Source organism: Candidatus Villigracilis affinis, from assembly GCF_016705895.1.
GTDB classification, from domain to species: domain Bacteria; phylum Chloroflexota; class Anaerolineae; order Anaerolineales; family Villigracilaceae; genus Villigracilis; species Villigracilis affinis.
This window is the reverse complement of the sequence record NZ_JADJKT010000027.1, coordinates 31734-56827: the sequence shown is the minus strand read 5'-3', so window position 1 is coordinate 56827 and position 25094 is coordinate 31734. Positions and strand designations below refer to the sequence as shown.

Genomic DNA, 25094 nt, shown 5'->3' with positions numbered 1-25094 from the left:
GCCGCACATCAGGTGTACGCTGCGTGCTTTGTTGGGCGGCTTTTATTAATTGAGACCTATACTCATAACAAAACCAACATCACCATGCAATGGCAAATGTGTTTGATAGCTTATTTTCCTATTCATTTTTTCTCGGAAACCATGGAAAGAACATCGATACTTTTTTTCGATATTCTTCATATTGATTTCCAAAATCCTTTAATAATCTCTTTTCCTCCATTTTCACAACAACAGTCAACATGAAAGTAAAAATTGCACTGACTAACACAGCAGAGGTTATTGAATTGATGAATAGGGCAAAAGCAAGATACATTAACAATGTTCCAAACAACATAGGATTTCTTGTGTATTTATAGGGTCCCGATACAACAAGATTCTTTGTTTTTGGACTTATTTCTATATTTCCTATTTCTACAGGACCACCCTGCCCAACCGTGTTTTGAATAATCACTGACCAAATTCCATAAATTAATCCGATCACAAGCAATAACATGATAATAACCCATCTTATTGTGGTGTTCTGGACAATTTCTATTCTATACACATAATCAAACAACGAAGTAATCATATAAATAACTGAAGGGGCTAATACAATGACAAGTAATCCACCTACAATATATCCTAATGCCATCTTTTTTTCTTTATTCATAAACACCTCCTTTCAAGCTATTCTTACCAGATGCCTGGAATAAGGCGATACCTAGTTTTTTGTTTGTATGCTGAATACCCTTCTAGTTCTTTTGTAAGGACTTTTTCTTCGTTAATAATTCTTGCGACAAGAATTGGAATTATGAAGATTGCTGGAATAATTGCCCAATACGAGCCTAATGCCAACGGTGATGAGACATACATTAATATTGTTCCCAAATACATTGGATGTCGAACAATTCGATATGGTCCACTCTGGATTACTTTTTGTCCTTTTACTACTTCAATAATGCGAGATGCAAATTGGTTTTCTTTGAACACAAGAACTACAAAAATATAGCCGATACATACCAGTATTTCTGCAACTACAATAATTAAAATGGGAACATTTGACCAGCCTAATCGTTTGTCAATTCCAGGCAGAATGAATGCCAATAGAAATGGAATTAATGCGAGTTTGACTATTATTTTTTGCTCATCTTCCTTTTCCTTCAACTGCATTCTACGCGCTAAGAATTCTGGCGTTTTCTTTATAAAGTAAATCATAACAATCAACATGGGTATCAGCAAAATCGCAAGGTAAACCCATGCTTCCCAGTAAGCAAATGTCCCTGCAGGGAGAAATATAATTAGCAACAATACAGGAATTCCTATGATTAGTCTGCTACCCACTAACTTTATCAATTCTGATTGAGATATTTGGGTGTTTACCATAGTATTTTCCTTCATGGTATTCGAACATTAATTGCACGGTTTATATACGCAAGCCGCCCAACTAGGGTGTTATACAGACGTCTGTATAACACCCCAATATGGAGTACTTAACCGCCATTTGGCTGTATAACACCTTATAGTCGCATGAAACTTCTAAGCCTGGCAAACCTCGCGAATTACGTCAAACAATCACTTGGTTTGGTCAATTAGAATATCAGTTGGAAGACGTTCACCAGGAAAACAATCAATACGACAATATCGAGTAAACCGAGAAAGGTAGGTTCTGGATTTTGAATAGCGATAAGGTAATTCAGGAATGACGGTTTGGATAGCGAGGCTTTTCCTGTAACGACAATAAAGGCATCATAGACCATCATCAGACAATGGGCAAGGAGAGAGCCCCAGAGAACAATCAGGGCTTGATGACCATTTTCGATCATAAAGTAGCTAACAACAGCAACGATCCCATAAGCAATTATTTTTATAAAACCCACTACATAATCCCCGTTTTCAGGTGCTCGGTACTGATAACGAATTGGCATAAACATCCTCCGTGTTCAGTGTATCCACTTGAGTATGATTCGTTGAGATGGCAATGTATTTCTCGCGGTACGCAGGCACCGACTAGCTAGGGTTTATCCGGTGTGCTGCACACCAACGAATTAGGGTGCTGTATGTAATTTTGTTTAGCGGCATTTTTATATCTCGTATTTTTGGCGTGATAAAGACATTATTTCTCCATCCCATTTTAAATAACTATAGCAAATTTATCCTCTCGATTCAAGTGCCGATTGGCATTATTTTGGCGGGACTGCCTAGCTATGTGCAAGTGAGAAATTCACTTGCATATAGCCGCAGGTGTGCGAGGGGGACATCGAGCAGAGCGAGCCTTATTATTTGGATTATTGGTCGGGGTTTTCGAGGATCCGGGGCTGACCTGCAAGCAGGAAACAGCCATCCGCTCAAGGGACGTCAATGGAGAGTGCAGAGAACCGCGTGCGGTATAACACCCCTTATATACTGCATTGCAAAATCTGCGGACCGATCTTTGATTGGATTATAGCGGGGATTGTCTGCGGGTGGGGCAGTCCATGGGGTGCGGTCCGCGCTTGTGTGGGCGTGGATTTTTCTCCTGGGAGCAGGGAAAACTTGATGCCAAAAAATGCTTGACGCGAAGCGGGGCGCACGTTGCAAAGCGGCAGTCTGCGCTTTGTTGGGCGGCGGTGCTCATTAAGTTGGTGAAGAAATCTTTCAAATTACGGCTTCAGTAGCGGTTGCAGATAAGTTACACTCCATGAACACCACAACTGGCTTGAGATTCTCTGGAAAATCATCAGGGGCGTTCGTCAGTCTGAACCCAACTTCCTGATAGATTGCATGTGCTTTTTTCATCGAGATGTGGCTATCCAGCACGATCCTTTGATATTTGGATTGACGTGCTTCTTCAACAAGCATTTTGACTAATTGCTGACCGATGTTTTGTCCTCGAAAGGTGGGGCGCACGTAGAGCCGCTTGAGTTCACTGGTGGTAGTGTTATGTCCTTTGAGGCATACACACCCTGCTGGCTGTCCATCTTGCATGGCTAGTAGTAGACGCCCTGCAGGTGGCGCATAAACACCGGGTAATGTCGCCAACTCAGCGTCGAATCCCTCCCAGGCTGGCGATTCGTCACTGCCCGGAACGATGCTGAAAGCCCAGGTTGCGTACTCACGCATTAGATCTCGGATGGATACAATTTCGGCTTCTGAACTGACTTGAGAAATAGTTAGCATTTTAGGACACCTTTGGTTACTTCTAATATGAGTTTACGGACAGCCACCCAACGGTTTGCGGCTTGCCCAGTGGGTACCTGCGCTGGGCGGGGACGGCGAAGCCGTCCAGCCAAAAAAATGATAAGGCGTAGAAAACTGCTTGACGCGAAGCGTGCCGCACGCCCTACAGGCAGTCCCCAGCGTCAGATGCACGCTTTGTTAGCCCGCATAACCATTGCTATTCTTTAGATAGATCAAGTAGTGCTGTCCATTGGTAGAGACTTTATGGAGTTGCAGTGACTGTGGGTGCACAGAGCGGCGGCGGAGTTGGGGTTGGTGCAAGAAATGAAAAAGTATTATTTTCTTCTCGACTCTCGACAACTTGATTGTTTGCATCCGCTATTGACTCATATTGCCCGCTTGATATAGTACCTGCGAAATGCAGCTCAATAGATTGACCAACCAGTAAACCATATTTCACCTCTTGGAGAATCCCATTCAAACCGACAAAGAAAGGGCCAGTATTAGCGGAGCCGATATTTTTGATTTGCACACGAATCCCATAGGGTGAATAAGCGTTTACACAATTACCTTGTCTCCCTTCCATCTCGAGATACATAAAGTTGATGATTAAATCAGGTTGTGATGGGCGGCCTGATTCGCTTGTCGATTTAACTAAGAGTGAAGAGGGTTCGGATGCTGTTGGATTCAGGGGCAGCTTGTATTTTGAGGTGCAAGCTACCATCATGAGAATCAACAAACCGAGTACGCTCTGTATTTTAAGATTTCTCATGAGCTTGACAAAGCCTTTCATCAGATATGCACAGAACGCGATGTGGGCTAACGGCTTGCGTTACCTGCGCTGGGCGGGGACGGCGAAGCCGTCCAACTGGAAAAATACTAAGGCGTAGAAAACAGCTTGAGATTGTCGCAGAATCCCCAGCGCCAGGTAGGTGCGCGCTTTGTTGGGGATTTTTACGTGAACAAAAACAAAAGTAGTATAAGCCTTATTTGTTGGATAGTAGAATCCTCACTGTAGTTTAGCTTTTTTCGGAAGCCGTTGTTGACCTATCCTTATTGTGAAGCGATAAAAAAACCATACAAGATAACTGACGTTCAAAATAATCAGAACTTTCAATACTGTTTCATATGTAGGAATAATGCCATAAGCCCAAAAGATAAAGAGAGTGCATGAAATCAGCCATACTATGACTAGTGTAATGAGCCCCGCTATTCCCTGCTTATTTGTGTTGGTTCCCAGTTGCTGGAATAAAAGAAATATGGTCGATAAAGTGCTCACCACAAAAACAATTTCACTAATGATCGAAACGCCATTAATGATCAAAAGGAATGAATAGTCGCCTGAAAATGTGAGAAGGGTAGGGAAAATACAGTAAGGATAAAGGATATAACAGATATTGCCCCCACGATTTTAAGCCAAGCAAATTCCTTGTTGTCGGGCTTAATTACATTTACCAATACATTGAAAAATAAAAGAACAATAGACATTACGCTAATCCAAATAAATTCTGTGCTCACAGTATGCATTGCGTCTGCAATATTTTTAGATTCAAAGGAGGACATCGGCCCTGCATAGCCCACCTCGATACTTTCCCATGAACTATCATCGGTTTTAACTAGCACGCCCTCGGTTCCCATGGCAGCTACAAGAACTTGTTTACTATCATGTTCAAGATGGATTAAGTCATATGGTCCCAATTCGATATATGAGGATGAATGTTCCAAAAAAATTTTTCGACCCGAAGGAACGCTCCAAGTAGTATTCCAGGTCTTTCCGCCATCAAGTGATTGAAAAATTGCATCTTGACCGGTTTGATAGCAAATGTCTAGGTTGTTAGGCAGGCAAAAACTTACAGGTAATTCTGGCGACTTTCTAAAGTTGTTCGTCACTTGTGTGGGAATATTGGATTTAACTTCCGCCCATGTTTTTCCGCCATCAGAGCTGTAAAAAATACCAATATTAGATACATCTGCATAAATTGTGTTTTCATAAACATCAAGGTTTTGTACAGAAGTAATTAGAGGACCGCCAGTAGCCAGAGTCGCAATTGCTGCTATACCAAGGGCAAGATATGATAACTTTGATTTTTTCACATTTGGTTGCTTTTCACTTATTGTTCGCAATCTCCATGCTGGCAAAAGCATAATGAGAGCGATTAAATCGGTGGGGTCGCAAATGACTTGCGATGGATACGATAGCAGTTTGGATAGAAGATTTTCGGTCAGGTGACTAAAAAACGGTATCGTTTTAATCAGACTAAACCAGAATACTGTAAAGCCAAATGCTGTCATCGCAATATGACTTTGTTTTAAGTTGAGCGATTTACAAATGATGTTTAGAATTGCACTCAAAAGAATAGGAAAAAAGAACACTCCAGCAAAGTCGCTCAATTTCCCAGTGAGCCACGAAGAAGAGTAAATCTTCAAAAAATGGTCGTTGATGAGCAATACGGAAATACTGAATAAAACCAGTGGGTGGGTTAGTGTATTCAGATCGGCTGATTGATTTTCTCTAAGTCCGTTTGATTTCATTTTGCCTTTACAATATTTATCCGATACTCTGAAATGCCTAACGGTTTGCGTTACTGGCGCTGAGGCGGGGACGGCGAAGCCGTCCAACTGGGAAAATGCTAAGGCGTAGAAAACTGCTTGACGCGAAGCATGACGCACGCCCTACAGGCAGTCCCCAGCGTTAGGTGCACGCTTTGTCGGGCGCGTTTTGGGAGTGGGGAAAACTCTACTTTTGGGTTTCGCCTAACTCAGATTACTCTTCAAATTGACTCGCAGAAATCACTGTAGGCATTTGTGCTTTGATTAACCTCAACTCATCATGCTTTTGCATGGCACGATCAATAATTCCCTTTTTCAAAATGCGGATGAGTTGATCGCCATCTTTATACGAGATCGTATCCAACACCCAATCATATTTCTTCTGCAAATCTACCATCATCGCAAAGGGACTTTCCCCTTCCTGAATGATCGGCACAAACGGGATTTGATAATCAGGGACAGTTGCCTGCAATTCCAGCGGCGATGATTTCGGATTCGTCACATCAGCAATCACAAAATAACACATCCCCGCCAGCGTTTTGATTGTTTCTGTAAAATCCTTGTCATCAGGACGTTCAAAATCGAAAACAATTGGCAGGAGGTCATATTCACGGAGTTTATTTCTCAATGCATCTAAAACCACCTTGCGTTCAGGCAATGCAAATCGACCTAAGATCAAAACAGTTTTCGAGGTGAGAGTATTAAGCACATCCCGAACTTCTTTGTTATTCAATATGAGATAGATGAACTGCGCAACCTTAATATTATCTACCGTAATGGCAGATGTATCATCAAGCGTAATAATCAATTGATTTTGTTCCTTAAACTCACCCTCCAGATCCCAGACATTCACACCATAGATCTTACTGTTGGAGATGTTTGCACCATCAACTTTTGTCCTCAGAAAATTTGCATTGATTAACACAGTATTACTAAGATCAGCTCCGCTGAGATCGGCGTGGCTGAGATCGGCTCCATGGAAACTGACTCCCTTGAGATATGCTCCAGCGAGATTGGCTTGAGGGAGACGGGCATCACCGAAACTTGCCCCAATGAGATTTGCCCCCTTGAGATCGGCTCGCTGAAGATCGGCATCCCAGAAATCGACTCCCCCGAGATCGGCTCCTCTGAGATTGACATCCCAGAGATTGGCTCTCATGAGATTTGCCCCCGAGATCGGCTCGCTCAAGATTGGCACTCCTGAGCCTGGCTCCATAGAGATAGGCTTTCCTGAGATTGCCTCCACTGAGATTGGCTTCCCTGAGATCTGCTCGCTCAAGATTGGCTGCACTGAGATTGGCTCCACTGAGATTAGCTCCACCGAGATTGGCTGCCTTGAGCTTGGCGTTTTCGAGATCGGCATTACGGAGATCAATCTTCACATCTGGATTCTTCTCCCGCCATCTGTTCCAAGCCTCAACGCCTGATTTCAACACTTCGAGTTGTTCTGTGTTTGCCATTCGATTCTTGTCTAAGGAAAGTTGATGAAATGTTTCCTTGGTTTCTGTCTGGGTCTTCTTTCTGAACAAGTTCTCGAATAGTTTCATAATCTCTCCTGATAAATTGTTTGGTAATGTTTAACTCAAATTGAAAGATGTGACTCGATTATGCGAGGACGCGCCCAACCGTTTGCGCCCGTGGACCGCTGCCGTAGAGCCCGTGGACTCTGCTTGGGAGCAGAAAAACTCAAAGCCAAGTCCCTCTCCAAATACGGCCAGTATACATTAAGTCCCATCTCAAATGTCAATGCCATATTTGGGGATTGCGAAGCAGTCCGAAGGACGGGTGGGGCCAGTGCATGCTTTGTTGGGCGGTTTTGTTGTGCTAGGCTCACCGCCTGAAAACCTGTAATTTTTTGTTCCGTTTCTCTCAATTCGAAATTACTTAAAAAACTGCTCAGTTACGATGGATATTAAAGAAATTAAGAATGGAGAAACTATAGCGCCAAAGAATCCAGCAAGATTGCCAATGTTAAATGGCCAAACGGGAAATTTTGACGCAACATTGTAGAGTTTTTGAAGTTCTTCAAGTTTTGACAAACTATTTTTCAATTTGGCGTTATCCCCAGCCAGTAAAGTTTGTACATTTGCCAGTTCAATCTCAAATTGATCAGATATTTCTGTAATAAAGTGATTTTTCGCCTTTTTCATTGAAGTATGTGCCAGAGATAGTGGTGCAAAAAACGCCAAGGATGCAAATACAGAATAAGCAATATAAGTTGAAAAAACAAATGGCTGTCTGACTACATCAATATAGGCTTTTGACGTGATGACCGCTTCTGATATATCACCGAACACATTTGATATTGCGATAATAACAATCATATAAACTATTGCCATTCCGAATCTACTCAAAGGGGCTAATCCGCCTGCGTTGTCAGGATGTAATACCCTGACATCTATATCAAAATCCTTGAACAATTTATTTAGCCAGACTATAACAATAATCACTCGTGTGAGGAGCGTTACGAACAAAAAGAAAAAAAACATATACAAAAAAATTGTGAAACCAAAACTAAAGTTGCTTGCGGTTTCCCAAATCAAAAATTTTCGATGCGATTGAACAAGAGAGTCTAATAATGGAATGGCTATTACAGAGGGTATGATATACCATAAACGATTTGAATAACTTCTAAAAAACTTCTGAATATAAATATCCAATGTTTCTTTTCCGTCTTGATCCTTGTGTGAAGAAGGAAGGCCAATAACTTTGTTTTGCACCAGCCCTGAAATTGTTTTTGCGACACCATCTGGAAGCCAAAGAAAAGTGTAGAAGGTTGCATTAAAACCAAGTGTGGTAATTATCCACCAACCAAAATCATTTAATAAACCAATTCGACTGCTTGTACTGAAAACAATGTTGTCATGAATAGCGGTAATCAGTAAAACCCCATTGAAAAATAAATACCACAAAACTGTGGCCGTCATCGGGTTAAGTTTGAAACGTTTTCTGATTCCAAAAGTAATAAAATCAGCCTTGTAAAACAAGTAAATACTTTCTGGTACATTCATCATGGTTTCCTCAAGAAAGGCTCAAGTCATTAAAATTCAATAAATTGATTGTTGAGTGAAGAAACGCCCAGTGGTTTCCGTTCGCGTAGCATGGCGCTGGGGCGGGCGTGGACTTTGTTTGAGAGCAGGAAAAACTCGAAGCCAGAAAATGCTTATAAATCGCGCAGACAGAATCGGTAACCAAAATTTAGTAACCATCAAAAAACGCGTCAACGGATTTATGGGATAGAGGTGGCAGAGTCGGTTTGCTCTGACACGATTGGGAATAAAGCCAGCATCTCAACAGGAATGGGGATGGGTCTACCAGTGGTCAGTTCAACGAATATCCATTGTGTTTCGCCTTTGACAAGGATCTTGCCATCCGCCTTGCGAATAAACTCATATCTGCGTTGCGCTCGCACACGCTTCCATTCTGCTATCCATGTGCGAACTTCAATTTCATCACCCAGAAAAGCAGGGGCAAGATATTCAATCCGATGTTCACGTACGAACCAACCCGTGTTTTCAGGTTGTTTCAAATTCAGGAATTACTTCTGGGTGGCGTCTGCCAGCATCCTGCATCCATTGTACATAGATGACGTTATTGACATGTCCGTACTCATCAATGGCAGATTGGGGAACAGTGAAACTGTAGGTGAAGATGGAAAGAGGTGGCATGAATTAAGTCTACTCCTAAGTTAGTTGTTTAGCCAAGAACCGTCCAACCATTTGCGCCCGTGAACTCCGCTCGGGAGCAGAGAGAACTCGAAACCAGAAAAATGCTCGAAAATGCGGCTGAATCCCCAGCGTCCAGTGCACATTTTGGTGAGCGCAAGCCTCGTTGCTATTTAACACTAAAAAATATTCCAAATTATTATTGCGAATCCGAAAAGATATGCACTCACGAGGATAAGATAGAAGAATGCTTTGTAACTATTTTTTTCGTCAGTGGACCAAAGTTTGCGTCTCTCGGAAATATCCATACTGCCCGTTGTTTGACTATAAAGCATATTTATTTCGTGCTGTATTTTTTGTTCATTTCGATAATTATAATAACCAATTGCTGCCACGACCACGCTAGCATAAAAAAAGCCATTGCTGAATTGGATTCTTGAATTCCAATCAAGTCCCATACTGCCAATATATGCAACAATTAATCCAATTACACAGGCAACTCCAAATGATGTTACAAAAAGGCGAAAGAGTTTAGCCCAGCTGATTTTCGCTAACAGATCGGCTTCTTTCTGCAAAGTATCTGTTTTTTGCGTAGTTAGATTTAATGAGGAAGGCGGGAATTCTTCTCGGGGAATTCCGAGTAAACTTGTTTGGCATTTTTGGCAAACAAGAAAATTTCCAGAATTCTTTTCATGGCAAGAGGGGCAAATTACTGAATATGACATGCTTATATCAATCCTTCCTTGTTTGCTAATGAAACCTTATGACAAGCGCCCAACGGTCTGCGTTACCTGCGCTGGGGTGGGGACGGTGAAGCCGTCCAACCAGAAAAATGTTAAGGCGTAGAAAACTGCTTGAGATTTGCGCAGAATCCCCAGCGTTAGGTGCACGCTTTGTTGGGCGCGTTTTGCAAGTTAACGCAGATTGCTCTTGATGAAGTTTATGGTTTCTTCTTTTCCTATTTTTCTTCCAAAGGTAATCGTCACTTCAGGATTTTGACTCCAAATTTTGGTAATGAAGGATTTAATAGTATTCTCCACAAGTTCTTCATTATCAATTTCATATTCTATCGTTTTCATGATTGCTTTATGGTCTTCTTCGCTACCTTCATACACTTCGAGCATAAACACTGGCTCACAATCAATAGGTTTTCCTTCAATCAGTGTTTCGTTAGTCAAAACATAACAATCGATACAATCGTGTTTCCTATTGCTTCCAATGATGAAACCATAATCATAAGGGTATTGAGAATTTATCTTGAAAGATTCTTTCCTTTGAAAAGTGCTTTCATGATATCGCGTTCTTGTATCTGAATTCTTCAATGTTTCTATGAATACGTTCATGTTGTTTCCTCAAATCGTCTGACACCTGCGACCAGCGGTTTTAATCTGCGAGTACTATTTGATCTTTGCCCTGGTCTTTTGCGTGTTTGTTCGCCGATTCCGCTTTGTCAATAAGAGCATTGATATTATCTCCGTGAGTTGGGTAACTGGCAATGCCAATGGAAATTGTGGTTGGAAATAACCAACTCTTTGACGCTTCTTTAACAGCCAAACGAAATCGTTCACCGATTATTTTTGCGCCTTCTAGCGGCGTATCTGGCAGAATTACCATGAATTCATCGCCGACTCGCCAGCGTGCAATATAATCACTTGGACGCAAGTTGCCCTTGAGCACAATGCTCATATCACGGATCATTTCATCGCCAGCAGCATAATTGATGTTATTGTAAAGACGAATATTATCGCCATCTATCATCAATATGGAATAAGTTTTTTGATTCGCCTTTGAGTTTTCGAGCACCATTTTCCATGTTGAGCAACGCTGCTTTCATATTAGGCAAACCAGAAATCGCGTCGGTGTAAGCCTCTTCTTGAACATCATCCAGGATTTTTCCCATTTCCAATACCTGATGGATATTGGAAAGGAGTAGCCCACGACCCGAAAAAGGAACATCTATAAAGTCAATTACATTAAAGGTCATGAAATGGGAGTCCCGATCATCTTTGACCTTCGTCATGGCTTCGTCCATGTTTATGAGAATGGTATCAAGGCGGTTGGGGGTCTCATCAAAAAAAACGAGCGCAATATCAGCCGCTTCACGTGTAAAACCCAACTGCCTTGCCTCTCGTCCCATTCGCTTAAAGATGCGTTCGATTAATTCTAGGTGTTCCTCACGCGTCTCTATTTTGAGTAATACCGCAAACTCATCACCGCCAAGGCGGTACACATCACTGTTGCTTTCCTCATAGAGCAGGATGCCCATCCAGCGCAAGATGGAATCGCCATATGTCTTCCCTTTTATTTCGTTTAAAGCACTATGGTCGTTCATGTCAACATAGATAATTGCTGAAAAAATGGATGTGTTTAGCCTGCACTTTCCTATTTTATTATCTCTTGGGTGCTCATCCGTTGGCTCATCTGGCAAGGAATGATACGCAAGGGACTCAAGAAACCCCAAATAATTTTTACATCCCGTCAATTTATCAACGCGTAAGAGTTCAGAAAAGGATGTGGACATTTTTTGATCACCTTTCGATTATGCTTAGAGAAGCCGCCCAACGGTTTGCGTTACCTGCGCTGGGCGGGGACGGCGAAGCCGTCCAGCCAGAAAAATGATAAGGCGTAGGAAACTGCTTGACGCGAAGCGTGCCGCACGCCCTACGGGCAGTCCCCAGCGTCAGGTGCATGCTGTACACTTTGTTTTTGGGCTTCGTCATTTTACAAGAGAATATCTTTACGCAGAAGTATCACGCTATTTTTTTCTTTTTACACATGAAGTGCTGGCATTCAACTAGTAGAAGTTTCAAGTAGTGTGATAATTCGGGTAACCGATGATTCTATTGTGTCATTCGATGTATCAAATATAAGCCAGCCCTGCGCCTTCAGCGTGGACTCTTGCTTCTCCAGATCCGCATAAATCATTCTAATGCCGTCGTCCATATGCTCCCGAAACTCTGATGGAGGATTACGAGCATGGTTGCGGGCTAGGACAACGGATAACTCTGGCTTGAGAATAATTGGGGTGATATTTGGCTGATTGAGGAGTGTAGCGTACTCCTGCAATTGCGAAAACGAATCCCAAAAATCATCTATTGCGACTAAAAAGTCGGCTTCTCGATAGCGCAAAGCCATGTCTGTTGCGGTTTGCCGCGCAAGTTTAAGTTGATGAATCAATTCTGGCGTCCAATTCGGTCCTGGATGGAGGACGCCACCTTGTACCATTGTCCGAAGATCATCGACTGGAATATGTACACCTTTTGCGCTTCGCGTTGCAATAGCCTGCGAGATGGTGCTCTTTCCTGAGGCTGGAGATCCGACAACCAAGAGTATATTTTGCATTGTGTGAATTCTACCTTTTATTAGGTTTGGACTCATTATGGTTGTGAAGCCCAACGGTTTGCGTTACCCTCGCTGGGGCGGGCGGCGGAACGCCGTCCGAGCGGAAAAATGAAAAGGCGTAGAAAAACTGCTTGGGATTTGCGCAGAATCCCCAGCGTCCAGTGCACGCCGTGTTAGCCCGTTTTGATGATTTGAAGTCTTATTTGTTTTTCAATTGTACATAATCAAACGAACCAGTAAGGAAACCTTTGTTTGATGATGATCCAGCCAGTATAAGTGAATACTCTGCATTTTTTAACTTACTCATATCTTCTGGAAGGTATTTGCCAACATTTTGTCCGTTAACAAAGAAAGTTATCGCTTCGTTTTCAGCATCAACTTCAAATCTAACAAGGCACCACGTATCATATGAGGCTTTCACAGCGGTTGTCGAAAATCCATCCGCTGTATTACAAAGAATTGATGCCGTATTTTTACCCTGCCCACCCTGAATTCCACATTTGACAAACCACTTATTTCCGTCAATATCAGTATTAATCTCAAAGCCAATATCCCCACCCAAAGTTTGAATATTACTACTTAACATCAGTCTGCTCTCTACATAATTTATTTGACTGAGTAACCATTTGCGCCGATGGGCAACGAGTCCGCCAAAGCCTTCCACATCACGCGACAATATTAATATTCCATCGAGCTGCTCAATATGTGATCCTGAGCCAACTTCTGCCCGGTAGACTCATTCCATTTTGTATCAAACACTTTAAAGCCAAAATTATCGAAGATCTCTAATGAAGAAATGACTTAGTTGCTTTTATGTCAACTCCATTCCTCCTAGAAACTTAAAGAAGTCATCAGCAAGCCCAGTAAGTAAAAAAGACTAGGGCTAGAGCAATCTGTCCAATAAAATTCCACGGAATTCTGTTGTGCTCGTGATTATTGGGTGTTTGATCCTTCATAAAAGCCTTCTAGGGTTGGAGGGCGGGCTAACGGTTTGCGTTACCTGTGCTGGGGCGGGGACGGCGAAGCCGTCCAACCAGAAAAATGATAAGGCGTAGAAAACTGCTTGACGCGAAGCGTGCCGCAGAATCCCCAGCGTCAGGTCCACGCTTTGTTGGGTGCGCTTTTGTTATTAAGAACGCTAATTGAGGCTATTCACTTCTTTAGAAATAAGTTGAGTAATTTGCTTGCCCCAATCAGCAAATTCTTTGGTGTTGGGTCTTATTACTGGCAATGAGACTGTGAGTATTTTTGATAACGTAATCCACTCATCTTTTTTGAGCGAAACACTTAGAAAGTTTTTTTGAAAGTCAGACCAAGTAAACATATTCTCTATTTTGTAAAGAGTGTCGTTTGCAGATACCAGATCAATTTGTTTGTTTTCTTTGTTTACTCTTTGAAAACTTCTAATTGCATCTATGAATAGCTGCACAGCATCTTTGTGTACCCTAATCGCTATATTTTTTTCTTCATCTACATTTGCTGTCGTTACAGAATTGTATAATTCTATAAGTTCGCCAACACCATCTGTTTTGACCAAACGAGGGATTCTATCCCAAGGTATTGGTGTACCTGATTTGGTTGATATATAGGCAATCGAGTCGAGCAGGAGCTTTTGAAAAAGATAAATGGAATTCTCTAAGTCTTTATGTAGGGTTGGCGGATTTTGCCCAAGGTATGCATATCCTGCAACTAATGTATTTGTACCTATAAGATGACAGTAAAGCCACAAGTGGTCTTTTTTATAATATTTTAACCGTTGCTCCGCTTTGGCTGAACTCGCTTGTAGCGGATAAAGACCATTGGAAATTAACCGCTCCGCAAATTTAGGTCTACTTCCTCTGTTTCAGCCAATTTTAGCAAACTACCTATAGAAAATATATGTGCTTGAAGGTCTTGGATGCTATCCAAGATACTTTGCTCCCTAATTTCCTCTTTTAATTCGGCTGAATTTGTATTAACTAAATCTGCTAATTGTTCTGTAGAATCAAAAACTACTTTTTCAACGAACGACTTGTCAAAAATATAATTAGTTACAGCCTCTTTTGTCTTGGCAACAGTTTCTCTTGTCTTAGAAGCAAATGCGGTCAATATTTGCCCAGAAGAATTGACTGCTGCAATCATAAGAGGGATAAAAAGCGCTAAGTATTCCATGTAAACAATCTCCCTGATAATCCTTAATTATTACGAAGCAAGCACCCAACGGTTTGCGTTACCCGCGTGTGGGTGGGTGTGGACAATGCTTGAGATGTAGGAAAAACCCGAAGCCAGAAAAATGCTCATAAATCGCGCAGACTCCCACACGTCGGGTGCACGCTTTGTTGGGCAACGTTTATGAGCGCAAGATGTGCCGATTGTAACAGAGCGATTACCATAAATCATGAAAAAGCATTGAAGATAGACTGGAAAATTAATCTCATTGCTGACCAGTCTGTTTTTTCTATTAAATTGGAATTGTTACTGCATTGTTCGAGTTTGGCGAAAAAGTTTTTTTGAATAGCCTTTTTGTTTTCGATTTCACCTTGATATTGTTTCAAAGAATCGTCATAGCCTTTCCAATGAATAGGCGATAACCTGCCGTCAATTGTTAAGACATCTAAACCTAAATATAATTCAATACTACAAGCCAAACCGTTAATATTATTTTCTGATTTGCCATTAGGTCCAACTGACGGGTAGTTTTTTGCTAACTCTAGATTTGGGTAATGGAGAACCTTAATGTTATTCGGTATATCAATTGTCTGCAAAACCTTTACCGAAACTTTTGCGGCAGTATCGTTGTCGAATAATGCTATAACTCGGTTACTTATTCCTGATCCAATAAATGCTTTCAAATTATTAACTAAAATATTAGCGCCACCAGCGGCATTTGACACGCCAAAATCCATGAAAGAGTAATATCCGTAAAGATGAGGATATAAAAGTTGCAAAGAGCCATTTAGGATTAGGCTGTCAGTAGACCCTTCTGTTAATACAATAATTTTTTGATATGGAGAGTATTCTGAGGCTAGGCTTTCTAACCCTAAATGGCACACTTTATCTTCTGGATAATAAAAATCATTTTCTACTAAATAGGTAATGTCCAAATAGACCAAGGCATTATCGTCTGGACATGCCTCTAAATAAACTCTGAGATACGAAAGAAAATCTTCATGTGGAAACTCTTCAAGCCCTGCGGAAAAGCGGGAAAATAAATACTTGACCAATTCAGGCGCATTTTCAGGTAGGTTGTCTTTGCTTATATCGTTTGCAAGAACAAATTTGAATGCGTCAATCCAATCATCAAAGATATATTTTTTTAGAATTTCTAATTCTGGTAAATCACTCCTTTGGGCTCTTTTACCTTCGACATTTTCTATTTGCTCTCGAACAACTGAATTAAATTCATCCTGAATCTTATGAATTGAAAACCCCATCACATCCAGTCGCTGTTTTATATTCTTTATTGAGTTTGAGTAGACATATGCAGTTTCTTCATAATCTTCGCCACTATGTACCCATCCAATGGCTTCTGAACTTTTTCTTGTAAATACACGCTTGTCTGACTCTCTAAAAATACTCAAGAGCCATGGCTCTACTTCAAATTTCATTGAATAGATTGACTGACCAGCGACAATTAATTGGTGTGTGATCTTCCCAAAATTTTTATTTTTTTTTACAATTTTTTTGCAGGGAGTTGCCCAAATAGGGTTTATAAGTGCACGGTTTAACCCGATTTGGGGTGTTATACGGAAATTTGGCTGTATAACACCTTATATACGTCAAATTATACGCCCCCACAGCTAAAAAACTACCCCTCCCCATTCCACTCGATATCGAAAGTGGAAGCCTCCAACAGCGAAATATTCTCCCGTTTCGCGATCGCGCGCGTGGCCAGCACGCTGCGCAACTGCATCACCGCGGGCAGCGGATCTTTGAAATCCAAAATCACATCATCGCTGGAGAAATATGTCTTCACCCAATCTCTGAACCCGCCGTGCCGCAGGGCCGCAGGCAGGCCGTATAACAGCATCGCCGCCGAAAGCATGTACGAACGATCACCCGTGGGCGTAATGCAATCCATGAACGGGTTGGAAAAAGATTCAGCGAACCGCGGATGCGAAGCCAGCAAATGCACCCCGCTGGTGGCACGCGGATTACACTCCAGCGCGAACAACTGCCCATCGGGGGTCTGAATAAAATCAAAAGCGATCTGCCCCGTGAACTTATTCTGCCCCACAAAAGACTTCACCCAATTGAAAATGGCCGAATGCTCCACATGCCTGAAAACGATCGTCGCCCCGCGCCCTGCCGTAAACCGCGAAGGATATGTCGTATGCGCCGTAATCCGCCCATTATGACAGACACTATACGTACAAAACGCCTGACCCTCAATATATTGCTGCGCCACCCAAGGCTGCCGCGCAGAAAACGTCAGGCTCGATGATGCCTTTTGAAGCGTGGGCAGGATCAAGGTCCGCGAAGCGAAACGCGAGTAAACAGGCTTCAACACCAATCCGCGCCACTGGGCGTACGCATGCAGCAAATCCTCTTGATTCTGCACCAGGATCGTCTCAGGCACATGCAGGTCATTATCCACCGCATGCACAACGAACTCCCACTTGTTATGGAACTGCTTCAACTTTTTGATCGGCTCGGCGAACAGCGGCAGCTCATCATGCGCCATCGCCATATGGAAGATTTCCTCACAGGTCGGAATCAGCAGATCGATCTGATTCTCCGCCACGATCTTCTTCAACGCGATAAGAAACGCCTCTTTTTCCTGACGTGGAGCGGGCACCAAAAAATTGGCCTTGATCGCATTCGACGGCTGACTCAAATGCCCGCGCAAAGACTCCGCCATAAAAACGGTATGTCCCGCGCGCCGAAACACGCGAGCCAGGTCCAGCGTTACGGGCGCCCGCCCGCCAGTTAAAAGAATATTTGCCATGATTTTTGTAGGGACACAGCGGCGCTGTGTCTTTTAAAACGTCAAAACCATCCCGCCAATAGACAACCCCGCGCCCGTGCCAACCAACAGCACCTTATCCCCGCGCTGAATTCGTCCATCGCGCACTCCCTGATATAGTGTAACAGGGATCGAAGCCGCCACACAATTTCCAAGTGTCTCGATCGTCTTTACGATCTTCTCCTCCTGCCAGCCAAAACGCTCCAACATCATCAACCCCACCTTGCTCGCCTGATGCGGCACCACCACATCCACATCCACCATGCCTTTCGACAAGCCAGGATACAACTCATCCAAAAATTCATGCGCGATCCCGCGCACCATTCGCAGCACAGCAGGACCGTCCATATGAAAAAGATCATCCTCAGGCTTGTGCCCCGCAAAACGCGGATGAAGCCGCGAACCGCCGCCCATGATCGTGGTCAGGTACGCGCCATCGCCGAACGATTTGAAATGCGCGTGATGGATCATCGAAGCATCGCCCGCCTCCGCGCGCGTCACCACAACCGCCGCCGCCGCATCTCCCACCAGCGAAGCCGATTCAGGTTCCTTCGGGTTGATTCCGCACGAAGCCACATCGGCGCTGGCGATGAGAATATTTTTATAACGTCCGCTCTGAATGAAATTCGAAGCCACATCCATCGCCGCCACAAAACTCAAACAGGTCGTGTGCACCGTCATCGCAGGGATGCCCGAATTCCCCAACCCCAACTGCCGCTGGATCAACACCCCCGTATCGGGGATCGCCTGCTCGCCCGTCCCCGAAGCATTGATGATCAGGTCAAGCTGGTTCGGCTTCAACTTCGCCTCATCCAACGCCTCACGCCCCGCCTCCGCCGACATGAACGACGACGTTTCATCCGTCACCCACCTGCGCTCGCGCACGCCATTGCGCCGCTCCACCCAACCCGCAGGCACGCCGCACAACACTTCCAACTCCGAACTCGGCACAACCCGCTTCGGCAAATATCTTCCCAAACCAATAATTTTGAGAGGAATATCAACTTGCATAAATATGCTCCTGAAATAAATAGACTTTATATTTATAGGAAATTAAACCTTGACACTGATCGCTGTGCGCACAGAAAACACAGTTTTTTTGAATCAGCGAAAATCAGCGTTTTTCAGCGTCCAAAATAGGCTCTTTGCTGATTACTGGAACCTATCTCAAAAATACCATGTCGCTCTGAGGGAGCGTTCTTTGCGACCGAAGAGTCTCGTCTTTAGGGGTAGAGACCCTCACCGCACTGGCGTACGGTGCACACTTGCCCTGGCGGTCAGTGCCAGGGAGTGTCGCTGTCGCTCAGGGAATCATTTTTGAGATTACCTCTGATAAAGTCTCATGTCGGTTGACAATAGACATTAGACGATGAACTTTTTACTACTGCCGCCTGAAGCAATGGGGAATTTCCATCGTCCGCGGTCCAAAACCTAAAAATCCATCTTCCGAAAATAAGGGATCGCATAATCCGAGATCAACTTGATCAACTTCCACGGCCTCTGCCGCCGTACAGGCAGATGTTTCGCGAATACAGCATTGTACTCAATAACCGATTTCCCACCCCGCACCTTTTTAAACTTCCCCACACCGCCGCTCGCATGCACAAGCAAATTTCTTTGCAGCCCCTCCTGCAGCGTGATCAACGTCAGCAGGCGATACAACCCCATCTCCAACGGCAGCGCCGTGTCATACCCGAACAGCGGCTGGGTCATCACCCCATTTCGAATAAAGAATCCCATCACAGCATCGATCCTTCCATCACGCTTCAAAACGCGCATGTGCAAAATGCCCTCATCCCGCGCCAGTTTCATGAATTCCAACGTGAACTGCGGATTGTAATAGGAATATTTTTCAAGATACAACAGGTTATACAAATGCAACGCGCGCGCAAGCTCTTCATCCGAGAGATCTTTCCCATCCACCACTTCATAGCCATGATTGCGCAGCACGCGCACATCCTCTTTATATTGCCGCGTGCGCACTGCCTCCCCGGGCTCCATATACCAAACCTGGCGGCTCAAGACCATCTCATATCCATTCGCCTCCAACGCCTGATACACATGCGGATTCTTTCTCTGGTCCACCGAACGGAACACGATCACCCGATCAGGAAACCACCCGATCAACGCCTCTCCCACCGCCGACAACTGCTCGCTGTTTACTGACGGATACAGGTTCGTTGAAAGCAGGTAGTTGTTGACGTAGACCACCTTGTCCAATTCCGCCCGCCTGAAATACCACGCCACTGGATTCATAACAAGCTTGATCAACGCCTCCACAGGCGGATTGTTCAAATGCTTCACTTCTTCGAACCCGCCGTACGAAACATAATGACTATACGGTGAAACCGTATAAGTGTTATCGGGATGAAAATCCGAGATCGTAATCGGAATGATGACATCGTCCACTTTAACCAGCATAAGCTGGGTCCGATGAACATTCTGAATGTACGTCTGCGGGTCTCCCAGCATCATCGGCAGCAAATATCGGCGCGCATACTCCCCATCCGCTGTTTTCGGGAAGGCCAGAGTATGGACGTTCTCGCGCGTGAATAATTTGACGGCTGGGGATGCATCGCACCAGATGGGTTGGAAAATTCCATTTAAGAAGATACTCTCAGGGTATTAACTCGCCTTACGCACTTTAGACGTGTCACCCTGAGCGGAGCGAAGGGTCTCTGAGACAATCATAGAGGTTCTTCGCTTCGCTCAGAACGACACCCCGTAAGGTAAGTTTTATTTCTAGCGCGATGCACTCCCGCTTTCAAGCGCGCGGATCGTCTCATCGCAATGCGAAGGGATCACATGCACATCGGGGTGCGTAAGATGATACGTGTGCAAATGTCCCAGCGTTTCCCGATACTTCTCAGGGTCTGGAAAGAGAAAATTGGCGATCTTGTGCGGCGGCGTATTCGTCACGATCGATCGCTTCAACCACGCTGCATCCGCCACGAAGAAAAACAGCTTCCCGCCCTCATCGCGGACGAAGATTCCCATCTGCCCCAGGGCATGCCCGGGCAATTCCACACCGATGATGGACTCATCCCCAAGCAGGTCATAGCCTGTTTTGAAAGGCGCATATTCCCCAGCCAATAAAACTGGCTTCGACATATCCACCACCTGCGAACGCGAATCGAAATCTGTGGGAATGAGTCCGCGCAGGTAGGCGTGCTTCATATCCTCTTTAGGCGGCAGATTCCGCAGATGTGAAAAGGCGTGAGGCATGTACACGAAACGGGACCCGCTCAAGTCGGCGAGCGATCCGATATGGTCCGCATGGAAGTGAGAAATGAAGACGTGGGAAATGTCTGAAGGTTGAAGGTTGAAAGTTGAAAGTTGATTCACAACCAAGTCTTCTTCTTTCAGATGGACAGGCGTCATCCAGCGATAGATACGCTTCGGGAATTTTTTCGTCTCATCGAAGAAACGATACGAATATCCTGTGTCGAAAAGCATCGCCCCAAAACGCGGATGTTGCAGCAGCGCGAACATCGCAGGGAAATGAATATTACGCCAGCGCCCGCCATGAATGGCGATGTGCTCGGGAGCAGTGCAATAGCCAGCATGAAGAATGTTGATTTTCATTGTATGTCTCGTCATTGCTTCGGGCTATCGCCCTTGCAATGACGGGTTGGTCTCCTTCCACCATTTCAAGAATCTTTGCACGCCTTCTTCCACTGAAACCTTTGGCCGATATCCAAGTTCATTTCTCGCAGCGGAAATATCCAGCGTAGTGTTGTTCGCCATCATACTGACCGAAACCCGTGTAAGCGGCGGCTCGGGGTGCGTGGGGAGCATCGTGTAAACCGCCTCAAGCACACTCGCCGCCACATGTGCCGTCTGCCGCGAAATTCTCCGTGTGGGATGCGGCAATTGCAGTTCGTCGCAAAGCCGTTCGATCAACTTCCATATCTTAATGGGCTCGCCGTTCGAGATGTTGTACTTTTTGCCGAGTGTATTTGCAGGCGACTCGGCGCATAACAGCAGCGCATCCACGACATTATCAATGTATGTGAGGTCAACGATGTTTTCGCCGTCACCCAAAATGGGCAGCCTGCCCGATTGCAGGCGCGGGATCAAGCGCGGAAAGATCACCGTATCCCCGGGCCCAAAGATCGCACGCGGACGGATCGCAATTGTTGCGAGTCCGCGTGCAAAGGCTTCGTCCAATTCCTGCTCGGCCAGGATCTTTGTCGCCGAATAATTACTGATGGGTTCAGGCAGCGCGTCCGTTTCTTTGACATCCGTGCGGGATGTGTAATCGAAATAAAGGCTGGGCGTGGAAACATACACAAGTCGTTTGACCTTATGTTCCTCGCATCCGTGAATGACATTGCGTGTGCCAATGACATTGGCTTGATAGAATTTTTCGAAACTCCCCCACGGCGACGGAAACGCCGCGCAATGAAACACGATCTCCTGATCCTTACAGGCGTCCGCCAGCGCGGTTTTATCCGTCAGATCAATTTGATACGTGCGAATACCTTCGCTTTCAAGTTGTTCCAGTTTCAAAGCGTTACGCCCAAGCGCGGTCACATCCCAGCCCATGTTGTGAAGTCTGCGGGCCAGCGCGCCGCCGAGAAAACCTGTTGCACCGGTTACCAAAGTTTTCATAAGCCGATTGTATCCGCAAAATTACAGCACTGACTTTTCAAAATCGATCATTAACCGCAATGATATAATCTTCGCATGGCAAGTATCAAAGACGTCGCCAAAGCCGCGGGGGTATCCACTGCCACCGTTTCACGTGTGTTAGCCAAGAACGCCCCCATCAAACCTGAAACACGGGACCGTGTGCTCAAAGCCGTGGCAGATTTGAACTACCGCCCGAATTTGATCGCCCGCAGTTTACGTGTGCAAAAAAGCGCCAAGATCGGCCTGGTCGTTTCGGACATTCGCAACCCGTTCTTCACTGCCATCGGTCGCGCCGTGGAAGATGCAGCTTATCAACAGGGCTATTCCGTGCTGATGTGCAATACCGATGAAGACCCCGATAAAGAAGAACTGTATTTGAATCTTTTATACGATGAAAATGTAGCGGGCGTCATCTTTTCCCCCACCCACCAATTCGACATCCACTCACAGACCTATAACCAGAAGATGCCTTTTGTGATCATAGACCGCGCGATCGAGTCAAACGATGTGGACATGGTCTTGCTGGATAATGTCGCTGCGGCATACGAACTGACCGAGCATCTAATCAGCAATGGGTATAAAAATCTGGCGGGCTTGTTCGGTGACGCCAGTACCACGGGTCAGGAACGCAGCCGCGGATTTCACAAGGCACTCAAAGATCATCATTTGAATCCTGCCGCGGCGCATTTCATTTCTCCGCGTATTCAGCAGGGATATGAAACCAGTATGGCATTGCTCAGTCAGCCCAACCGCCCCGATGCCATTTTCACCAGCAACAGTCTGCTCACGGCAGGCGCGTACAAAGCCGTGCGCGACAGCAAGTTGAAAGTCTCTACGGATGTGGCGATCGTCGGCTTCGATGACAGCACCTGGGGGGCACTGGTCGATCCACCCGTCACGGTTATCGAACAGCCCACTGAAGAGATCGGTCGCACAGCAACGGAACTGCTCTTCCAGCGCATTCAAGAACCAAGCCGCTCACCGAAGACAGTGATACTGAAAGGTTCGCTGATCGCAAGAGGGTCGAGCAAGGGAAAGTAATGTTTACGAAATACGTATTACGTAATGCGTGATATGTAACGAGAAGCAAGGATAGTCAATTTCTCACGGATGATCTTCGAGTTGTGACGGACATCCGTGGGAAATTTTTTTATAAAGAGGAAGTTTTGAATCCGCGAGGCTTGGGGGTGAGTGGCGGCAAGGGTTTTGAGTTCGGCGATGATCTTCTCTTTGCCTGTTTTCGCTCCCTTTTCCAATTCAACCCACAATACAGGTTCCCCCTCCACGCCGACGAGTGCGGTTCTGAAAACCTGCGGATGCGCGTTGAAAATATTTTCAATTTGCTCGGTGAATAAAACATCATCCTTTGTCTGCACACGGTGAGATTTCCGCCCGCAATACCACAGCCTGCCTTCATCATCGAAATAGCCTACGTCGCCCATGCGGTGAATGATTTCTCCGCGATAGTTGATCTTCGATATTCGATCCGCATCGGGTCTGTGGATGTAACCCCGCGTCGTGGCTTCGCTTTGAACTGTTATTTCCCCAACAGCATTTGGCTTCACGATAAGCGAATCCTGCCATTCTTCGATCGGCTCGTCCGTGATGGGAATAATCCGCACCGTCACGCCTTCGATGGGAGTGCCAAGGCAAATGCCTGCGCCGTGTTCGGTTTTTTCCTTCAACGAGAAAATTTCGCGGCTTTCTACTTTGGCAATCGGCAGCGACTCTGTCGCGCCGTAGATGCCGTAGAGGGAGGTGTGGTCGTCGAGCAGGTGACGGAAGCGTTTTTGTAGGTCTATCGTCGCTGGTGCGCCTGCGGTGATGATGCGTTTGAGGGAGGAAAGAAGGATGGGGTGAGATGAAGAATTGTTATTTTCTGCAAAAGAAGAAAGAAGGTCGAGCACTACGGGCGAGGCGAACATGTTGGTGACGTTGAATTTCTGAATCGCCCGAATCACCTTTTCAGGATTGGTTTTGCCGGGGACGGGGAAGGTGATGTCTGGAATCACAGAGGTGACGCCGAGCAGGAGGTCAATCAACGCGTAGAGAGGGAAGGCGGGCAGGTCAACTTCATCGGAGGTGATCTGGAAGGTGTTCTTCAATAGGTCGAGTTGGGCGGCGAGGTTGGATTGGGTGTAGATGGCGCCTTTGGGCAGACCTGTGGAGCCTGAGGTATAGATAATAGCGGCGGGAAAAGCGCTGGAAAGTGGAAATTGGGAAGTGAATAATGGCGGCGCTTTCCACTTTCCACTTTTTATTTTTACGATGCTCAAATTGTATTTCACTGAGTCTCTTCCCCACCCGAACAAAATACGCAACATGTGAGTCAGACTGTTGCCGACAAAAATATCGGGCTGGGATTCGTCGTAGACTTCGCGAATCTTTTTGATTCCCAGAGCAGGCTCAACCAAGATGGGGACAATGCCGAGTTTGAGCAAAGCAAGGGCGAATGGGAAGAAGTCCGCGCTGGGAGGAGTTAATAAGGCGGCGGTCATGCCTGGGATGAGCGGACCAGACCCAAGTCCAGAAATGAAGCGCTGAGTTTGGTCAAGAATATTCCCATAAGTGAGAGTCCTCCAATCGTTTTTATCGAAGTAGATAAATGCGGGTTTGTTGGGAAAATTTCGCGCATTGCTTTCGAAAAGATCGTAAATGTTCATGGTTGGGATTGTATCGCTTGTCAGGGATGTTTGTCAGGATTGTACGATTATCTTCGTTACTATTATTTACTACACGCCACACTATGATGAAATTGGGGGATGTCCATACATTATTACTGCGAATGGATGACTTCGGTCAGGCCGAGCAGCAACTGGTGT

General features: G+C 45.1%; 26 protein-coding genes and 1 pseudogene. 1 reads left to right on the top strand and 26 read right to left on the bottom strand.

Features of this window, described 5'->3' with window-relative positions:
- Positions 1-118 precede the first annotated feature (118 nt).
- From IPI86_RS12730 to IPI86_RS12610, 25 genes and pseudogenes are all read right to left on the bottom strand, one after another.
- Positions 119-649, bottom strand: a complete 531-nt coding sequence (locus IPI86_RS12730; RefSeq protein WP_345298385.1) for an isoprenylcysteine carboxylmethyltransferase family protein — start codon at positions 647-649, stop codon at positions 119-121.
- A 23-nt stretch (positions 650-672) separates the two neighbouring features.
- Positions 673-1362, bottom strand: coding sequence for an isoprenylcysteine carboxylmethyltransferase family protein (locus IPI86_RS12725; RefSeq protein ID WP_345298384.1), 690 nt, complete (start codon positions 1360-1362; stop codon positions 673-675).
- 206 nt (positions 1363-1568) lie between these two features.
- Positions 1569-1904 carry a hypothetical protein gene (locus IPI86_RS12720; RefSeq protein WP_345298383.1) on the bottom strand — a complete coding sequence of 112 codons (336 nt, stop codon included), beginning with the start codon at positions 1902-1904 and terminating at the stop codon, positions 1569-1571.
- A 709-nt stretch (positions 1905-2613) separates the two neighbouring features.
- Positions 2614-3078 carry a GNAT family N-acetyltransferase gene (locus tag IPI86_RS12715; RefSeq protein WP_345298382.1) on the bottom strand — a complete coding sequence of 155 codons (465 nt, stop codon included), beginning with the start codon at positions 3076-3078 and terminating at the stop codon, positions 2614-2616.
- Positions 3079-3397: 319 nt separating this feature from the next.
- Positions 3398-3928: a CARDB domain-containing protein gene (locus IPI86_RS12710; RefSeq protein ID WP_345298381.1), complete on the bottom strand. Its 531-nt coding sequence runs from the start codon at positions 3926-3928 to the stop codon at positions 3398-3400.
- A 527-nt stretch (positions 3929-4455) separates the two neighbouring features.
- Complete coding sequence (locus IPI86_RS12705; RefSeq protein ID WP_345298380.1) at positions 4456-5667, bottom strand: hypothetical protein; 1212 nt, start codon at positions 5665-5667, stop codon at positions 4456-4458.
- Positions 5668-5899: 232 nt separating this feature from the next.
- Positions 5900-6844: a pentapeptide repeat-containing protein gene (locus tag IPI86_RS12700; protein WP_345298379.1), complete on the bottom strand. Its 945-nt coding sequence runs from the start codon at positions 6842-6844 to the stop codon at positions 5900-5902.
- A gap of 58 nt (positions 6845-6902) precedes the next feature.
- Positions 6903-7145, bottom strand: a pseudogene (locus tag IPI86_RS12695) (pentapeptide repeat-containing protein); the annotation flags it as partial.
- A 420-nt stretch (positions 7146-7565) separates the two neighbouring features.
- Positions 7566-8699, bottom strand: coding sequence for a hypothetical protein (locus IPI86_RS12690; protein WP_345298378.1), 1134 nt, complete (start codon positions 8697-8699; stop codon positions 7566-7568).
- A 215-nt stretch (positions 8700-8914) separates the two neighbouring features.
- Entirely contained in the window at positions 8915-9214 is a 300-nt protein-coding gene (locus tag IPI86_RS12685) for a thioesterase family protein (RefSeq protein WP_345298377.1), read from the bottom strand.
- Positions 9201-9353 carry a hypothetical protein gene (locus IPI86_RS12680; protein ID WP_345298376.1) on the bottom strand — a complete coding sequence of 51 codons (153 nt, stop codon included), beginning with the start codon at positions 9351-9353 and terminating at the stop codon, positions 9201-9203. Before IPI86_RS12680 ends, IPI86_RS12685 begins: the two co-directional genes overlap by 14 nt.
- Positions 9354-9529: 176 nt before the next feature.
- Entirely contained in the window at positions 9530-10075 is a 546-nt protein-coding gene (locus tag IPI86_RS12675; protein ID WP_345298375.1) for a hypothetical protein, read from the bottom strand.
- Positions 10076-10264: 189 nt separating this feature from the next.
- Positions 10265-10693 (bottom strand): inorganic diphosphatase, encoded by a 429-nt coding sequence (locus IPI86_RS12670; protein ID WP_345298374.1) that lies wholly within the window; start codon positions 10691-10693, stop codon positions 10265-10267.
- Positions 10694-10733: 40 nt separating this feature from the next.
- Entirely contained in the window at positions 10734-11108 is a 375-nt protein-coding gene (locus tag IPI86_RS12665; RefSeq protein ID WP_345298373.1) for a GGDEF domain-containing protein, read from the bottom strand.
- A complete protein-coding gene (locus IPI86_RS12660; protein ID WP_345298372.1) occupies positions 11092-11871 on the bottom strand; it encodes a diguanylate cyclase in 780 nt (259 codons plus the stop codon). The genes IPI86_RS12665 and IPI86_RS12660 overlap by 17 nt, the downstream gene beginning before the upstream one ends.
- A gap of 269 nt (positions 11872-12140) precedes the next feature.
- The gene (locus IPI86_RS12655) at positions 12141-12692 is read right to left on the bottom strand and encodes an AAA family ATPase (protein ID WP_345298371.1); all 552 of its coding nucleotides are present in this window, start codon (positions 12690-12692) and stop codon (positions 12141-12143) included.
- A gap of 199 nt (positions 12693-12891) precedes the next feature.
- Positions 12892-13368, bottom strand: coding sequence for a hypothetical protein (locus IPI86_RS12650; protein ID WP_345298370.1), 477 nt, complete (start codon positions 13366-13368; stop codon positions 12892-12894).
- Between the two features lie 462 nt (positions 13369-13830).
- On the bottom strand, positions 13831-14421 hold the full coding sequence (locus IPI86_RS12645; RefSeq protein WP_345298369.1) for a hypothetical protein: 591 nt from the start codon (positions 14419-14421) through the stop codon (positions 13831-13833).
- A 77-nt stretch (positions 14422-14498) separates the two neighbouring features.
- Positions 14499-14843 (bottom strand): hypothetical protein, encoded by a 345-nt coding sequence (locus IPI86_RS12640; protein WP_345298368.1) that lies wholly within the window; start codon positions 14841-14843, stop codon positions 14499-14501.
- A 224-nt stretch (positions 14844-15067) separates the two neighbouring features.
- Positions 15068-16279: a HEPN/Toprim-associated domain-containing protein gene (locus IPI86_RS12635; RefSeq protein ID WP_345298367.1), complete on the bottom strand. Its 1212-nt coding sequence runs from the start codon at positions 16277-16279 to the stop codon at positions 15068-15070.
- 200 nt (positions 16280-16479) lie between these two features.
- Complete coding sequence (locus IPI86_RS12630; protein WP_345298366.1) at positions 16480-17619, bottom strand: carbamoylphosphate synthase large subunit; 1140 nt, start codon at positions 17617-17619, stop codon at positions 16480-16482.
- A 33-nt stretch (positions 17620-17652) separates the two neighbouring features.
- Positions 17653-18648, bottom strand: a complete 996-nt coding sequence (locus IPI86_RS12625) for a 3-oxoacyl-[acyl-carrier-protein] synthase III C-terminal domain-containing protein (RefSeq protein WP_345298365.1) — start codon at positions 18646-18648, stop codon at positions 17653-17655.
- A 420-nt stretch (positions 18649-19068) separates the two neighbouring features.
- Positions 19069-20058, bottom strand: coding sequence for a hypothetical protein (locus IPI86_RS12620; protein ID WP_345298364.1), 990 nt, complete (start codon positions 20056-20058; stop codon positions 19069-19071).
- 321 nt (positions 20059-20379) lie between these two features.
- The gene (locus IPI86_RS12615) at positions 20380-21222 is read right to left on the bottom strand and encodes an MBL fold metallo-hydrolase (protein ID WP_345298363.1); all 843 of its coding nucleotides are present in this window, start codon (positions 21220-21222) and stop codon (positions 20380-20382) included.
- Positions 21223-21246: 24 nt separating this feature from the next.
- Positions 21247-22251 (bottom strand): NAD-dependent epimerase/dehydratase family protein, encoded by a 1005-nt coding sequence (locus tag IPI86_RS12610; protein WP_345298362.1) that lies wholly within the window; start codon positions 22249-22251, stop codon positions 21247-21249.
- A gap of 75 nt (positions 22252-22326) precedes the next feature.
- Here IPI86_RS12610 and IPI86_RS12605 point away from each other — a divergent pair, with 75 nt between their 5' ends.
- A complete protein-coding gene (locus IPI86_RS12605; protein ID WP_345298361.1) occupies positions 22327-23313 on the top strand; it encodes a LacI family DNA-binding transcriptional regulator in 987 nt (328 codons plus the stop codon).
- A 17-nt stretch (positions 23314-23330) separates the two neighbouring features.
- Here IPI86_RS12605 and IPI86_RS12600 read toward each other — a convergent pair whose 3' ends face one another.
- Positions 23331-24935: a fatty acid CoA ligase family protein gene (locus tag IPI86_RS12600; RefSeq protein ID WP_345298360.1), complete on the bottom strand. Its 1605-nt coding sequence runs from the start codon at positions 24933-24935 to the stop codon at positions 23331-23333.
- Between the last annotated feature and the right edge of the window lie 159 nt (positions 24936-25094).